The sequence below is a fragment of the Yoonia litorea genome (genome assembly GCF_900114675.1).
GTDB classification, from domain to species: Bacteria; Pseudomonadota; Alphaproteobacteria; order Rhodobacterales; family Rhodobacteraceae; genus Yoonia; species Yoonia litorea.
The window spans coordinates 540,788-552,719 of sequence record NZ_FOZM01000002.1 but is presented as its reverse complement, the minus strand read 5'-3'; the positions used below and the strand labels follow the sequence as shown (position 1 = coordinate 552,719).

The 11,932-nt window shown below is 58.7% G+C and carries 15 protein-coding genes; 9 read left to right on the top strand and 6 right to left on the bottom strand.

Going from position 1 to position 11,932, the window contains the following annotated elements; genetic code table 11:
* Positions 1–2: 2 nt before the first annotated feature.
* Genes BM316_RS12845 through BM316_RS12835 form a run of 3 tightly spaced genes read right to left on the bottom strand, consistent with a single transcriptional unit; the run spans position 3 to position 1,756 of the window.
* Positions 3–182 carry a Trm112 family protein gene (locus BM316_RS12845; RefSeq protein WP_090209203.1) on the bottom strand — a complete coding sequence of 60 codons (180 nt, stop codon included), beginning with the start codon at positions 180–182 and terminating at the stop codon, positions 3–5.
* Positions 179–817 carry an LON peptidase substrate-binding domain-containing protein gene (locus tag BM316_RS12840; RefSeq protein ID WP_090209200.1) on the bottom strand — a complete coding sequence of 213 codons (639 nt, stop codon included), beginning with the start codon at positions 815–817 and terminating at the stop codon, positions 179–181. The genes BM316_RS12845 and BM316_RS12840 overlap by 4 nt, the downstream gene beginning before the upstream one ends.
* Positions 818–844: 27 nt before the next feature.
* Positions 845–1,756, bottom strand: coding sequence for a thioredoxin family protein (locus BM316_RS12835; RefSeq protein ID WP_090209514.1), 912 nt, complete (start codon positions 1,754–1,756; stop codon positions 845–847).
* Positions 1,757–1,863: 107 nt separating this feature from the next.
* On the opposite strand from BM316_RS12835, the gene BM316_RS12830 reads away from it, so the two are divergent.
* Positions 1,864–2,502 (top strand): SGNH/GDSL hydrolase family protein, encoded by a 639-nt coding sequence (locus tag BM316_RS12830; RefSeq protein WP_090209198.1) that lies wholly within the window; start codon positions 1,864–1,866, stop codon positions 2,500–2,502.
* Positions 2,499–2,903, top strand: a complete 405-nt coding sequence (locus BM316_RS12825) for an NUDIX hydrolase (RefSeq protein WP_090209195.1) — start codon at positions 2,499–2,501, stop codon at positions 2,901–2,903. The genes BM316_RS12830 and BM316_RS12825 overlap by 4 nt, the downstream gene beginning before the upstream one ends.
* On the opposite strand, the gene BM316_RS12820 is transcribed toward BM316_RS12825, so the two are convergent.
* Positions 2,893–3,618 carry a phosphodiester glycosidase family protein gene (locus tag BM316_RS12820; protein ID WP_090209192.1) on the bottom strand — a complete coding sequence of 242 codons (726 nt, stop codon included), beginning with the start codon at positions 3,616–3,618 and terminating at the stop codon, positions 2,893–2,895. The two genes, BM316_RS12825 and BM316_RS12820, sit on opposite strands and share 11 nt — an antisense overlap.
* Positions 3,618–4,013, bottom strand: coding sequence for a 30S ribosome-binding factor RbfA (gene rbfA / locus BM316_RS12815; RefSeq protein ID WP_090209189.1), 396 nt, complete (start codon positions 4,011–4,013; stop codon positions 3,618–3,620). The genes BM316_RS12820 and rbfA overlap by 1 nt, the downstream gene beginning before the upstream one ends.
* A gap of 99 nt (positions 4,014–4,112) precedes the next feature.
* On the opposite strand from rbfA, the gene dapB reads away from it, so the two are divergent.
* Both dapB and BM316_RS12805 read left to right on the top strand, forming a co-directional pair.
* Positions 4,113–4,922, top strand: a complete 810-nt coding sequence (gene dapB / locus BM316_RS12810; protein ID WP_090209187.1) for a 4-hydroxy-tetrahydrodipicolinate reductase — start codon at positions 4,113–4,115, stop codon at positions 4,920–4,922.
* A gap of 223 nt (positions 4,923–5,145) precedes the next feature.
* Positions 5,146–5,508: a dihydrodipicolinate reductase gene (locus BM316_RS12805; protein ID WP_090209184.1), complete on the top strand. Its 363-nt coding sequence runs from the start codon at positions 5,146–5,148 to the stop codon at positions 5,506–5,508.
* Here BM316_RS12805 and BM316_RS12800 read toward each other — a convergent pair whose 3' ends face one another.
* Entirely contained in the window at positions 5,509–6,081 is a 573-nt protein-coding gene (locus BM316_RS12800; protein ID WP_090209181.1) for a hemerythrin domain-containing protein, read from the bottom strand. It lies immediately after the preceding gene.
* 273 nt (positions 6,082–6,354) lie between these two features.
* On the opposite strand from BM316_RS12800, the gene BM316_RS12795 reads away from it, so the two are divergent.
* The 5 genes from BM316_RS12795 (at position 6,355) to BM316_RS12775 (ending at position 11,909) form a co-directional block, all read left to right on the top strand.
* A complete protein-coding gene (locus BM316_RS12795) occupies positions 6,355–7,989 on the top strand; it encodes a peptide ABC transporter substrate-binding protein (RefSeq protein WP_090209179.1) in 1,635 nt (544 codons plus the stop codon).
* An 82-nt stretch (positions 7,990–8,071) separates the two neighbouring features.
* Entirely contained in the window at positions 8,072–8,995 is a 924-nt protein-coding gene (oppB, locus tag BM316_RS12790) for an oligopeptide ABC transporter permease OppB (protein WP_090209176.1), read from the top strand.
* Positions 8,996–9,007: 12 nt separating this feature from the next.
* The gene (locus tag BM316_RS12785; RefSeq protein ID WP_090209173.1) at positions 9,008–9,934 is read left to right on the top strand and encodes an ABC transporter permease subunit; all 927 of its coding nucleotides are present in this window, start codon (positions 9,008–9,010) and stop codon (positions 9,932–9,934) included.
* A gap of 2 nt (positions 9,935–9,936) precedes the next feature.
* A complete protein-coding gene (locus BM316_RS12780; protein ID WP_090209170.1) occupies positions 9,937–10,905 on the top strand; it encodes an oligopeptide/dipeptide ABC transporter ATP-binding protein in 969 nt (322 codons plus the stop codon).
* The gene (locus BM316_RS12775; RefSeq protein WP_090209169.1) at positions 10,902–11,909 is read left to right on the top strand and encodes an oligopeptide/dipeptide ABC transporter ATP-binding protein; all 1,008 of its coding nucleotides are present in this window, start codon (positions 10,902–10,904) and stop codon (positions 11,907–11,909) included. Before BM316_RS12780 ends, BM316_RS12775 begins: the two co-directional genes overlap by 4 nt.
* The last annotated feature ends 23 nt before the right edge of the window (positions 11,910–11,932 follow it).

Below are 11,932 nucleotides of genomic sequence, written 5' to 3'. Positions count from 1 at the left end.
GCCTAGTCGAGGGCGCGCGCCTCATCCACCAGCATCACCGGAATCCCGTTGCGGATCGGGAAGGCGAGCTTCCCGGCCTTGCTGACAAGCTCCTGCTTGTCGGCATCATAGGCAAGCCGTTCCTGCGTCATCGGGCAGACCAGCGCCTCAAGCATTTTGGGGTCGAAACTGGTTTCACTCATTGCATGACCTCTTCACCGGAGCCGCCCCGCAAGGCGAATTCGATGAGAGTCATGAGCGTTTCGCGGCGGGTGGTCAAGGAGGGCGCCTCGAGCAGGGCCTGTTTGTCCTCCGGCTCGAACGGACAAAGCATGGAAAGGGAGTTGATCAGCAGTTCATCCTCAGCCTCGCCAAGGCTTTCCCAATCGGTCGAAAGGCCCTTTTCGGTCAGGTATTTGCCAAGAGCGTCCATAAAGGCAGGCCGGTCGAAATCGGGATCTTTCTCGACCGGGCCGAGGTCTTGTTCAAAGCCCTGCCAGTTCACCTTGCAGCGGCGGTAAGGTGTAAAGCCATCGACCTCACCTGTGATGCGGAAACGTGATGCGCCCGACAGGGTGATCATATACCGCCCGTCCTCTGTTTCGGAAAAGGCGGTCACCTTTCCGGCGCAGCCGATGCTGTGAAGCTTGCCGCCGCTCGGCGCTTCGTAGGGTTGGACCATGCCAATCAGTCGCGAGGATGTTTTCAACACATCGTCAAGCATCGCCAGATAGCGTGGTTCAAACAGGTGGAGCGGCAGGCGCGCGCGCGGCAAAAGCAGCGCGCCCGGCAGTGGAAAGACGGGAATAACGTCTGGCAGGTCGGTCTTTGAAATCATATGATTCTAGCTAGACCGAAGCTGGCGTCAGGCAAATATCATCGACGAGAGTTTTCTGCGCCCGTTCAGCACAATTGGGTCTTTGGCCTCAAGCGCATCAAAAATCTTGAAAAGCTGCGTTTTTGCAGCCCCGTCATTCCATTCGCGGTCACGCCGGAAGAGCTCTAGCAACTGATCGACGGCCTCTTGCACCTTGCCATTGGCATGCAAAGCGGTGGCCAGATCAAAACGCGCCTGATGATCGTCAGGTGCAGCCTCCACGGCGGCCTCAAGTTCGGCCACCGGACCCGCATTCGCGGCCTCTTTCGCGAGCGTGATCTGTGCGTGCACAGCCTCAAGCGCGGGGTCGGTCGAGATTTCGGCAGGGGCACCGTTCAGGATGGCTTCGGCCTGATCAACATCGCCCAGCGCCAAGTAAGCACGCACCAGACCAGCATACGCGGTGGCGTTGTTGGGATCTTCCTGCAGGATTGCAGCAAAGGTTTCGGCGGCATCTGCCGCGGCACCTTCGTCCAGCATCTGTTCGGCTGCTTCAATTGCGGCACCCAGACCATCATCCTCGCCCTCACCGGCGAGTGCTGCAATCTTGGTGACAAATTCATTCACCTGTGAGGGCGGCAACGCGCCCTGAAATCCGTCAACGGGACGGCCCTGATAGAAAGCATAGACCGTCGGGATGGACTGCACCTGCAACTGGCCCGCATAGGCCTGATTGGCATCGACGTCGATCTTGACCAATTTCACACGGCCTTTGGCGTTGGTCACGGCCTGTTCAATCGCTGGGCCGAGTGTCTTGCAAGGGCCGCACCACTGCGCCCAGAAATCCACGATGACCGGCACCTCTTGCGAGGCTTCAATCACGTCTTTCATAAAACTTGCGTCGGTTCCGTCTTTGATCAGATCAGTAGCGGCAGCTTGTGTGTCACCAAGTTCCAGCATGTCTCGCTCCTTCATGGATGGGTTGCGCCTTATATGTGCGTTTCATCGGCCAAGGCCAAGGGGCAATGGCGCTTTACCTGCCAGCAAAGCGCCCCTAGCCTGCGCCTATGACAAAAACCATTCTGGCCTATGGCGATAGCAACACCTATGGAACACCCCCTGCACTGGTCGCGGGCGAGAACCGCCGCTTTGATGCAGCCACCCGTTGGCCAGGTGTCATGCAGGAGAATCTGGGGGAGGGTTACACGGTCATCGAAGAGGGGCTTCCGGGCCGAACAACCGTTCTTGCCGACCCGGTGAAGGGACCACATCTGGACGGGCAAGTGGGTCTGCGGATCGCCTTGGAAAGCCATGGCCCGATTGATCTGCTGATCATCATGCTGGGGACCAATGATGCCCAGACGCATTATGCCCGCAGCGCAGCGCAGATTGCCGCTGGTGTCGCAGCGCTGATCGCCATTGCAAAGTCAGAGCCCTATCAATTGCGCCACGAGGGTTTCGAAATCCTCATTGTGGCACCGCCGCCGGTCCTTGAAGAAGGCACATACAAGGAGTTTCTGCTTGATGCTGCGGCGACCTCGCACGACTTCGCGCCAGCCATGCGCAGGATCGCCGAACATTGGGGTGTCGCCTTCTTTGATGCCGCCGGCCATGCAGCCTCAAGCCCGATCGACGGGGTGCATTTCACGGCAGAGGATCACATCGCCTTGGGTCGTGCACTGGCCGAGAAGGTCCGCAGCCTATGAGCGCACCGAAACTGGGGGCCATCGCGGTTGTCGCCCATGAGGGTCAGATCCTGCTGGTCAAACGCAAGAAAGAGCCCAACGCGAACACATGGGGCTTTCCCGGTGGTCATGTCGAGCTTGGGGAAACCGCGCTGGCGGCTGCGGCGCGTGAACTGCTTGAGGAAACCGGCATTGTCGCGAGGCCGGAACACTATCTGACCAACCTTGATGTCATCCACCACGACGAGACCGGTGCGCTGCGCTTTCACTACCTGCTGGCGGTGGTGCTTTGCACCTATGAAAGCGGCACACCGCTGGCCGCTGATGATGTCAGTGATGCTGGGTGGTTTGATCCTGCGCGGATCAGCGAACTGCCGCAAAGCCCGAACCTGCAAAAGATCGTGGACCTGCTCAGTCTTTAGTGGTCACCACGGCTACCATGGGACCGAGTTGGAAACCGAAATCACTGCGTCCCAGATCACGCGAATAAAGCCGCGAGACCTTGCCGTCAAAAAAGAGCGCATTGGGCGTTTCAAGGTAATCGCGGAACAGACGCCCGAATTCGTGAAAAGTCACGGCCTCATTGGAAATCGCGAACACGACGCGGTCGCCATCCGCACTTGTCCCGACACCGTTTCGGATAAACCGCGAGCTGCTGTCAGGCAAAAACCGTGGATGCAGTGATCCGTCGATCACCAGCATCGGCCCTGATTGCGTCGCATCTCGGCAGTCGGGGGCGGTCTCAAGATAGCGGGTGGTCTCGAAGACCTGTGCGCGGTCGTCGGTGATGCAAAACACGCCATTGGGCAAAAGTCCAAAGTTCCCGGGTCCCGCGTTGGGGATCACACGCATGATTTCTTCGCCGTCTTCGACATAGTGCCCGACCGGTGCGCGGTCAGCGTGATACATGCCCGCATTCATCGCAAAAAGGACCGTATCCACGTCAGGTTCGTCTGAAATCCCTGAAAAACTGCCGATGATCTCGCCTGCTTGGTCGCGCAGAAACAGGCGCAGGTCCTCAGTAGCGGGATCAACCTCGCAGATCGTATAGCTGCGCCCCTCAACGCTGCGGTCTTCACAGTCCACCGCAAAGGCGGGGCTGGCCCAAAGCAGCAGTGCCGCAATGAAGAAGCGCATTAGTCGTCGAGGTCCTGCCGCACGTGATCGGAGGCCAGGAGCGCGCGTGTCGCATCCATCTGGTCAAAGGTCCCGTCAATCTGGAACCGCAGCTCGGGCGCGAACTTCATCGTGCCGCCTTTGACAACCTGATGGCGGATTTCCACGGTATTGCGACGCAGGGCGGCCAGTGCCTCTTCCTTGTTCTGTCCGCCAAGCGGCAGCACAAAAGCCGTCGCTATGCGCAGGTCAGGGCTCATCCGGACCTCGCCCACAGTGATCGACATCTGTGCCAGCTCCTCATCATGGACATCGCCACGTTGAAGCACCTCGGACAATGTCCGGCGGATCATTTCGCCAACGCGCAACATGCGCTGAGTGGGGGCTTTGCCCGCGCGGTTTGAACTCTTAGCCATGCCCCTCATGTAGTCCGGCATGGGACGCTTGCCAAGCGAACCTTTGCGTCAGCGCGCGTCCCCCGCTAAGAGAGGCCAAAGCAGGAAGGACACAATCGCATGACCGACATTCCAGGCATCGTCATCACAGGGGCATCAGGACGGATGGGCCAGATGCTGATCAAGACTGTTCTGGCTTCAGACAAATGCCGCCTCGTCGCCGCTTTGGAGCGTGAGGACAACCAATGGGTCGGTCAGGATGTGGACGCAATGATTGGTGGCCAGGCGACAGGCATCACGGTGACGTCGGACGCGGTTGAGGCTTTCGCCAAAGCGCAGGCGGTGATCGACTTCACCGCGCCGGCAGCGACGGTCGCGTTTGCGGGCCTTGCAGCACAGGCGCGGGCGGTGCACGTGATCGGCACCACGGGATTGTCAGATGACGACCTGAAAGCCATCAACGCTGCGGCGCGCCACGCGGTCATTGTCAGGGCCGGGAATATGTCACTTGGTGTGAATCTCCTGGTGCGGCTGACGCAAAAGGTAGCCGCTGCCCTTGATGAGGATTTCGACATTGAGGTGATCGAGGCCCATCACAACCAGAAGGTCGATGCACCGTCAGGCACAGCGCTGATGCTCGGTGAGGCGGCGGCCAAGGGGCGGGGTGTTTCCCTCAAAGAGGTCAGCGACAGCGGGCGCGATGGTATGACCGGCGCGCGCAAGAAAGGTGATATCGGTTTCAGCGCTATTCGCGGCGGCGATATTGTGGGGGAGCATGATGTTTTGTTCGCCGCTGCTGGCGAACGGATCGTGCTGCGCCACCTCGCGACAGATCGCGCCATCTTTGCGCGCGGCGCGCTGAAGGCCGCACTTTGGGGGCAGGACAAATCGCCGGGCGAATACGACATGATGGACGTCCTGGGCATCTAGACCGGACAGATACGTGTCAGCAGTATCGCCGCCGAAAGGTCGGGGTTGGCTGGTGGTTATGGAATGCCGCGGGCGGTCATTTCGACGTACCCCTCGCTGATCGACTTTAACTCGCCAGGACGATGAGGCCCCGCACACCCGCGCATCGCATCACACGAGAGTGAGTGAACCAAAGCGCAATGCACTGCGTAGTATTGGTAACTGCTAGAAATAGAGGTGCCCAATGAAACATGCTGTTCTGACAACTCTGCTCGCACTGACACCGCTGCCCGCGTTGGCTGACGGCTTTGCGCCCGTGCGTGACGAACAGACATTCGTGTCATTGGTGCAGGATAGGGAACTGCGGATTTTCCTTTATGGCCTGCGGCTGCGCGTGCTGGAAAACGGTGCAATTGAAGGGTCCGCTGTCGGGTCACCCGTCACAGGCACGTGGTCTTGGCAAAACGGGTATTTCTGCCGCGAAATGGCTTGGGGTGATGAGCCGATCCCTTACAACTGTCAGTTGGTTGAGGTCGAAGGCGGGGACCGGATGCGTTTTACCGTGGATCAGGGCGCGGGCGATTCAGCGACCTTCCGTCTGCAGTAATCAGCCAAGATCAGCCGCGCCATAGCGCAAGATCACCGGTACGATCAGATCTTCTTCGTCAATCAGATGACGGTCGAGCAACCCTTCCAGCTTGGCAAGCTCGGACTGAAAATCCCCAGCCGCGTCCTGTAGCTGGTCGCGGTTGTCGCGTTTTCCGATCACCGTATTGGCTTGGGTGACAAAGGACGCAAGATAGTCATCAAGGGCGTGATGGTCCTTGTCCAGAATGTCAAAGCCTTTCGAGATGCGGCTGTCTTTGTCGACCAGCTTGGGAAAGTAATGCTGATCCTCAATCATGTGATGCCCGTGCAGTTGCTGCACAAACATGCCGCCATAGCGCGACACCATTGCACCGAAACGGTCCGGTGCCAGCTTGCGGTCAAGCAAGAGTTCGGTGCCCTGACGCATCTCTGCCATCAGGCGGCGAAACATCATGTGGCGATCCAGCCAAAAGGAAATCAGGTTGTTGAAACCAGGGTCCTCTGTCCAGCCTGTGCGCGGGTATTCGTGCAGCAAAACCTGAAGCGCCTCAGGTAATCCTTCGCGATTTTCCAGCGCCAGTGGGTCTAACATGACAAGATTTCTTCCGATTGATGGGGCTGAGTCGCCCGTGGGCCGTCATCTGCACAATTCACCGAGAAATAATCCTGCGGCGACACCGGTCAAATCGTTCATGACAATTCGCCCCGGGCAATTTTCAGCAATTAATCCGCTCTGCCGTAGGGTCAAGGCTTGGAATGCCTTGCCAATTGACTTTCGAAAGCAAAAGATACCTGCACCTGCACGGTTCCCGTGCATTTAGCCAAAGAAGGTATCTGTAAAAGATACGTCAACAGGGAGTTCTCAATGACATTGAAAACCAAATTGTTTGCAACGACATCAGCGTTGCTGATCGCATCAACCGGCGCGCTTTATGCCGACGGTCATGCGACACACCCCGTCACCGGTGAAACCCTCGCCTCTGACCAGACATTCACCTACCGCGATCTGGACGAAAGCCCATCGATCGACCCAGGCATTGCCGAAGACAGCGCTGGCGGCGATATTCTGCGTGACCTGTTTGAAGGCCTCTACAATCAGGATGCGACCGGCAATCTGGTGCCAGGCGTCGCCCTGAGCCATGACGTCAGCGAAGACGGCATGACCTACACGTTCAACCTGCGCGACAACGCAAAGTGGTCCAACGGTGACACTGTCACCGCAGGTGACTTCGAATATGCTTGGAAGCGTGCCGCTTCCCCCGAACTGGCCTCGCCTTATTCCTGGTTTATCGAACTGATGGCCCTGGAAAACGCCAGTGAAGTGATTGCCGGTGATGTTGACCCATCCGAGCTTGGCGTGACCGCAATCGACGACACCACACTCGAAGTGCGCCTGACCCAGCCGCTGCCTTACTTCCCGCAGATGCTGACACACTTCACTACCTTCCCTGTGCATCAGGCCACTGTCGAAGAATTCGGCTCTGACTGGACTAAGCCAGGCAACATGGTGTCCAACGGTGCCTATGTGCTGACCGAGCATGTCCCACAGGAAAAACTCGTGCGTGAGCGCAACGAAATGTACTGGGACAACGAAAACACCATCATCGAGACTGTAACCTCGCTGGTGATCAACGATGAAAACGTGGCCCTGACCCGTTATCTGGCAGGCGAGCTGGACCGCACCGACGTCCCGGCAGGCCAGTTCCCGCGTCTTGCAGCCGAATACCCTGATCAGGCCGTATCGGTTCCGCTGTCCTGCTCTTACTACTACCTCTTCAACCTGCGTGATAACGCACCTGAAGAAATCCAGAACGCCGATGTCCGCAAAGCGCTGAGCCTTGCCATCGACCGTGACATCATCGTGGACAATGTTCTGGCCGGTGGTCAGAAGGCAGCCTACACCTTCACACACTGGGCCACGGCTGGTTTTGAAACGCCAGACATCCCGATGGCGTCGATGACACAGGCCGAGCGTAACGCAATGGCTGTCGAATTGATGGAAGGCGCAGGTTACGGCCCTGACAATCCGCTCGAGATCGATCTGGTTTACAACACATCTGAATCGCACAAGTCCGTGGCTGTCGCGATCAGCCAGATGTGGAAGCAGACCCTTGGTGTCGAAACGACACTGGCCAACCAGGAATGGCAGACATTCCTTGAAGCCCGCTCCAACGGCGACTTCGAGGTTGCCCGTGGCGGTTGGTGTGCTGACTACAACGAAGCTTCGACCTTCCTTGACCTGATGCAGTCAGATTCCGGCTACAACGACAGCAAATATGTCAACGCAGAAGTTGATGAACTGCTTGCTGCGGCCAAGACATCCGACAATGCGCAGGCCAACTACGACCGCGTCGAAGAGATCGTGGCCGAGGAAACACCGATCATTCCGATCTACCACTACGCATCGGTCAAGATGTTTGCCGAGGACCTTGAAGGCTGGCCTTTCGAGAACTTCCAGCAGAACTGGTACTCCAAAGATCTCTATAAGATCGCTGAATAATCAGCGTGATTGATCAGCCGCGCCCCCTTTGATCGGGGGGCGCGGTTTTTTCCATTTTTGACCACCTGACCGGACCCCAGACATGCTGAGCTTTGTTGTGCGCCGCCTTGCTGTGGCGATCCCGACCCTTCTGATACTGGTCGTGCTCTCGTTTATCCTGATGTATGCGGCCCCCGGCGGCCCCTTCAATTCAGAGCGCCCGCTGCCGCCAGAGGTCCTGGCGAATATCGAAGCCAAATACGGGCTTGATCAGCCGTTCTGGAAACAGATCATCAACTATGTTGTCAGCGTGGTCACTCAGTTCGATTTCGGACCATCGTTTCAATACAAGGATCGCTCGGTCAACGATGTGATCGCACAAGGTTTTCCCGTCACACTGACCTATGGCTTCTGGTCATTCGTCGTCGCCGTGACCGTTGGCATGTCACTGGGCATTGCCGCCGCAATCAAACAGAATTCATGGCTCGACTACCTTGCGGTCGGTGTCTCGATCGGGGCGCAGGTCCTGCCCAACTTCGTCATGGCACCAATCCTGCTGCTGGTCTTTACGCTTTGGCTGGGCTGGTTGCCCGGAGGCGGCTGGAACGGCGGGCAGTGGCAGTTCCTGATCATGCCCGTGATCGCCCTGTCCACATCCTACATGGCCTCGATTGCGCGGATCACGCGGTCCTCGATGCTTGAGGTGCTCAACACCAACTTCATTCGCACCGCCCGCGCCAAAGGCCTGCCGATGCGCCGCGTGATCTGGCGTCATGCGATGAAACCGACGATCCTGCCTGTTCTGTCTTATCTGGGGCCGGCCTTCGTGGGCATGATCACAGGTTCGGTCATCATCGACGTCTTTTTCTCAACAGGCGGGATCGGACAGTTCTTCGTGAACTCGGCGTTCAACCGCGACTATTCCGTGATCATGGGGATCACCATTCTGGTGGGCACCCTGACCATCCTTTTCAATCTTCTGGTCGATATCCTCTATGCGTGGATCGATCCCAAAATCCGCTACTAGGGAGGCGCGCCAATGTTACCGAACCGTGCCGCTGTCGAAGGTGTCGCCGCGCAGATGCAACTGGCCGAGGTCAAGGGCCGCTCGCTCTGGGCGGATGCCCGCAGCCGTTTCTTTCGCAACAAGGCTGCCGTTGTGTCGCTTGTCCTGCTGGGGCTTGTCGCGGCCTTCGCGCTTTTTGGCGGGCTATTTGCGCAATATGAAAACGACTTTGTCGACTTTTCGCTGATCGGCAGCAACGCCTACTTGGGTGTCCCTTCGATCGAGACGGGGCATTACTTCGGCACCGACAGCAATGGCCGTGACCTATTCGCGCGGACCGTGCAAGGCACAGGCATCTCGCTGATGGTGGGGATCGTGGGGGCGCTGGTCGCGGTGATCGTCGGCACGCTTTACGGTGCGACGGCAGGGTATTACGGCGGGCGTCTGGACGGGCTGATGATGCGCATCGTTGACGTACTGATGTCCATTCCCTTCATGTTCGTGCTGATCCTGATGCTGGTGATCTTCGGCCGCTCAATCTTCATGCTGTTTCTCGGGATCGGGCTGATCTCATGGCTTGATATGGCGCGGATTGCGCGTGGTCAGACACTGACCATCAAGAACAAGGAATTCGTCGAAGTCGCTGTCGCGACCGGCGTGCACCCCCTGAAGATCATCCTGCGCCACATCGTGCCGAACCTGCTGGGGATCGTCATTGTCTATGCCACCCTGCTGGTGCCGAACATGATCATCTTTGAAAGCTTCATCAGCTTTCTGGGGCTGGGTGTGCAAGAACCCGCAACCTCGCTCGGGGCGCTGATCAACGAAGGCTCGCGCACCATGCAATTCGGCTATTACTGGCAGATCGCCTTCCCGCTCTTCTTCTTTGTTGTCACGATCTTTGCCTTCTTCTTTGTGGGCGATGGATTGCGTGACGCGCTTGACCCCAAGGACCGCTAAGCATGAGCTTGCTTGAGATCAACGACCTCAACGTGACATTCACGACCAATGACGGTGACGTCCATGCTGTCAACGGGCTGTCATTCGGGATCGACAAAGGCGAAACGCTCGCCATCGTCGGTGAAAGCGGGTCCGGCAAAAGCCAGACGGCCTTTGCCGCGATGGGGCTTCTGGCCAAGAACGGGCGGGCCAGCGGGTCGGCAAAATTCGACGGGCATGAGCTGTTGGGGATGAACCAGAGCCAGCTGAACAAGATCCGCTCCAAAGACATGGCGATGATCTTTCAGGACCCGATGACCTCGCTCAATCCCTATCTGAGGGTCAGCGACCAGATGGCCGAGGTGCTGATGTTGCACAAAGGCATGGGCAAGCAGGCCGCTATCGCCGAGTCAGCCAAAATGCTCGACGCGGTGCGCATCCCCGACGCCAAGGCGCGGATTTCGATGTTCCCGCACGAATTTTCAGGCGGGATGCGTCAGCGGATCATGATTGCCATGTCGCTCTTGTGCCAGCCGCGCCTGCTGATTGCGGATGAACCCACAACCGCGCTCGACGTGACCGTGCAGGCGCAGATCATGCAGCTTCTGGCCGACATCCGCGAGGATTTCGGCACGGCTGTGATCCTGATCACCCATGACCTCGGGATCGTCGCAGGCTTTTGTGACCGGACGCTGGTGATGTATGGCGGCCAGATCATGGAAGAAGGACCGACCACCGATATCTTTGCCGCACCGACACACCCTTACACCAAAGGCCTGCTTCAGGCCGTTCCGCGTCTCGATCAGGATCAGGGCGAGCTGATGACGATCGCTGGCGAGCCCCCTGACATGTCGCATCTGCCGCCGGGTTGCCCGTTCTCGCCGCGCTGCGCGCAGGTGATGGATCATTGCCCGACAGACCGCCCGGCGCTTGAAACCAATGGCCAGCGGCGTCGCGCCTGCCATCTTCCCGCAATGGAGGTTGCCCCATGACCCCGCTTCTTTCAGTGCGTGACCTCTCTGTCACCTTTGACGTCCGCAGGCCGGGGTCATGGCCCTGGACACCGCCACGCAAGCTGCATGCGGTGTCAGAGGTCTCTTTCGACATCGCCCCCGGCGAATGTCTGGGCATCGTCGGCGAAAGCGGCTCTGGCAAATCGACGATTGCGCGGGCCGTTGTCGGCACCCTGCCGTCCTCTGGCGGTCACATCATGTTCGAAGGGTCCGATCTCGCCAATATGGACCCACGCCAGCGCCGCGTGCATCGGCGTGATGTGCAGATGATCTTTCAGGATCCTCTGGCGGCGCTGAACCCGCGCATGACCGTGGGCGAGATCATCGCAGAACCGCTGATCACACATGAACCCGGCACGCCGCGCAAAGAGGTCAAGAAACGGGTGGGTGAGCTGATGGAACGGGTGGGTCTTCTGCCCAACCTCATCAACCGCTACCCGCACGAGTTCTCCGGCGGTCAGTGTCAGCGCATCGGGATCGCGCGGGCCCTGATCCTGAAGCCAAAGCTGATCATCTGCGACGAACCGGTGTCGGCGCTCGATGTGTCGGTGCAGGCGCAGGTGATCAACCTGCTGATGGAACTTCGCCGTGATATGGGGTTGTCGATGATCTTCATTGCCCACGACCTCAGCGTGGTCAAACACATCAGCGACCGCGTGCTGGTGCTCTACCTCGGGCGGGTCATGGAAACCGCCGAAGCGCGCAAGCTGACCACCCTGCCAGAGCACCCTTACAGTCAGGCCCTCATCGCCTCGGTCCCGATCCCCGATCCGGTTCTGGAAAAGGCCCGCCCGCGTCCGATCCTTGAAGGTGAGCTTCCCTCACCCCTGTCGCCGCCATCAGGCTGTGTGTTCCGCACCCGTTGCCCCAAGGCCAGAAGCTCCTGCGCGCAAGAGGTGCCAGCGTTGCAGGACATCGGCGGTCGGCATTTCGTGGCCTGCCCCTACCATGAGGCCGAACAGGTTCTGGCGGTGAACGGCTAACACCGAAACGCGCATATCCGGTC

What these genes read in the sequence shown, in the direction of transcription:
- BM316_RS12845 (WP_090209203.1), bottom strand. Translation starts at nt 182, where the DNA reads ATGAGTGAAACCAGTTTCGACCCCAAAATGCTTGAGGCGCTGGTCTGC.
- BM316_RS12840 (WP_090209200.1), bottom strand. Translation starts at nt 817, where the DNA reads ATGATTTCAAAGACCGACCTGCCAGACGTTATTCCCGTCTTTCCACTG.
- BM316_RS12835 (WP_090209514.1), bottom strand. Translation starts at nt 1,756, where the DNA reads ATGCTGGAACTTGGTGACACACAAGCTGCCGCTACTGATCTGATCAAA.
- BM316_RS12830 (WP_090209198.1), top strand. Translation starts at nt 1,864, where the DNA reads ATGACAAAAACCATTCTGGCCTATGGCGATAGCAACACCTATGGAACA.
- BM316_RS12825 (WP_090209195.1), top strand. Translation starts at nt 2,499, where the DNA reads ATGAGCGCACCGAAACTGGGGGCCATCGCGGTTGTCGCCCATGAGGGT.
- BM316_RS12820 (WP_090209192.1), bottom strand. Translation starts at nt 3,618, where the DNA reads ATGCGCTTCTTCATTGCGGCACTGCTGCTTTGGGCCAGCCCCGCCTTT.
- rbfA (WP_090209189.1), bottom strand. Translation starts at nt 4,013, where the DNA reads ATGGCTAAGAGTTCAAACCGCGCGGGCAAAGCCCCCACTCAGCGCATG.
- dapB (WP_090209187.1), top strand. Translation starts at nt 4,113, where the DNA reads ATGACCGACATTCCAGGCATCGTCATCACAGGGGCATCAGGACGGATG.
- BM316_RS12805 (WP_090209184.1), top strand. Translation starts at nt 5,146, where the DNA reads ATGAAACATGCTGTTCTGACAACTCTGCTCGCACTGACACCGCTGCCC.
- BM316_RS12800 (WP_090209181.1), bottom strand. Translation starts at nt 6,081, where the DNA reads ATGTTAGACCCACTGGCGCTGGAAAATCGCGAAGGATTACCTGAGGCG.
- BM316_RS12795 (WP_090209179.1), top strand. Translation starts at nt 6,355, where the DNA reads ATGACATTGAAAACCAAATTGTTTGCAACGACATCAGCGTTGCTGATC.
- oppB (WP_090209176.1), top strand. Translation starts at nt 8,072, where the DNA reads ATGCTGAGCTTTGTTGTGCGCCGCCTTGCTGTGGCGATCCCGACCCTT.
- BM316_RS12785 (WP_090209173.1), top strand. Translation starts at nt 9,008, where the DNA reads ATGTTACCGAACCGTGCCGCTGTCGAAGGTGTCGCCGCGCAGATGCAA.
- BM316_RS12780 (WP_090209170.1), top strand. Translation starts at nt 9,937, where the DNA reads ATGAGCTTGCTTGAGATCAACGACCTCAACGTGACATTCACGACCAAT.
- BM316_RS12775 (WP_090209169.1), top strand. Translation starts at nt 10,902, where the DNA reads ATGACCCCGCTTCTTTCAGTGCGTGACCTCTCTGTCACCTTTGACGTC.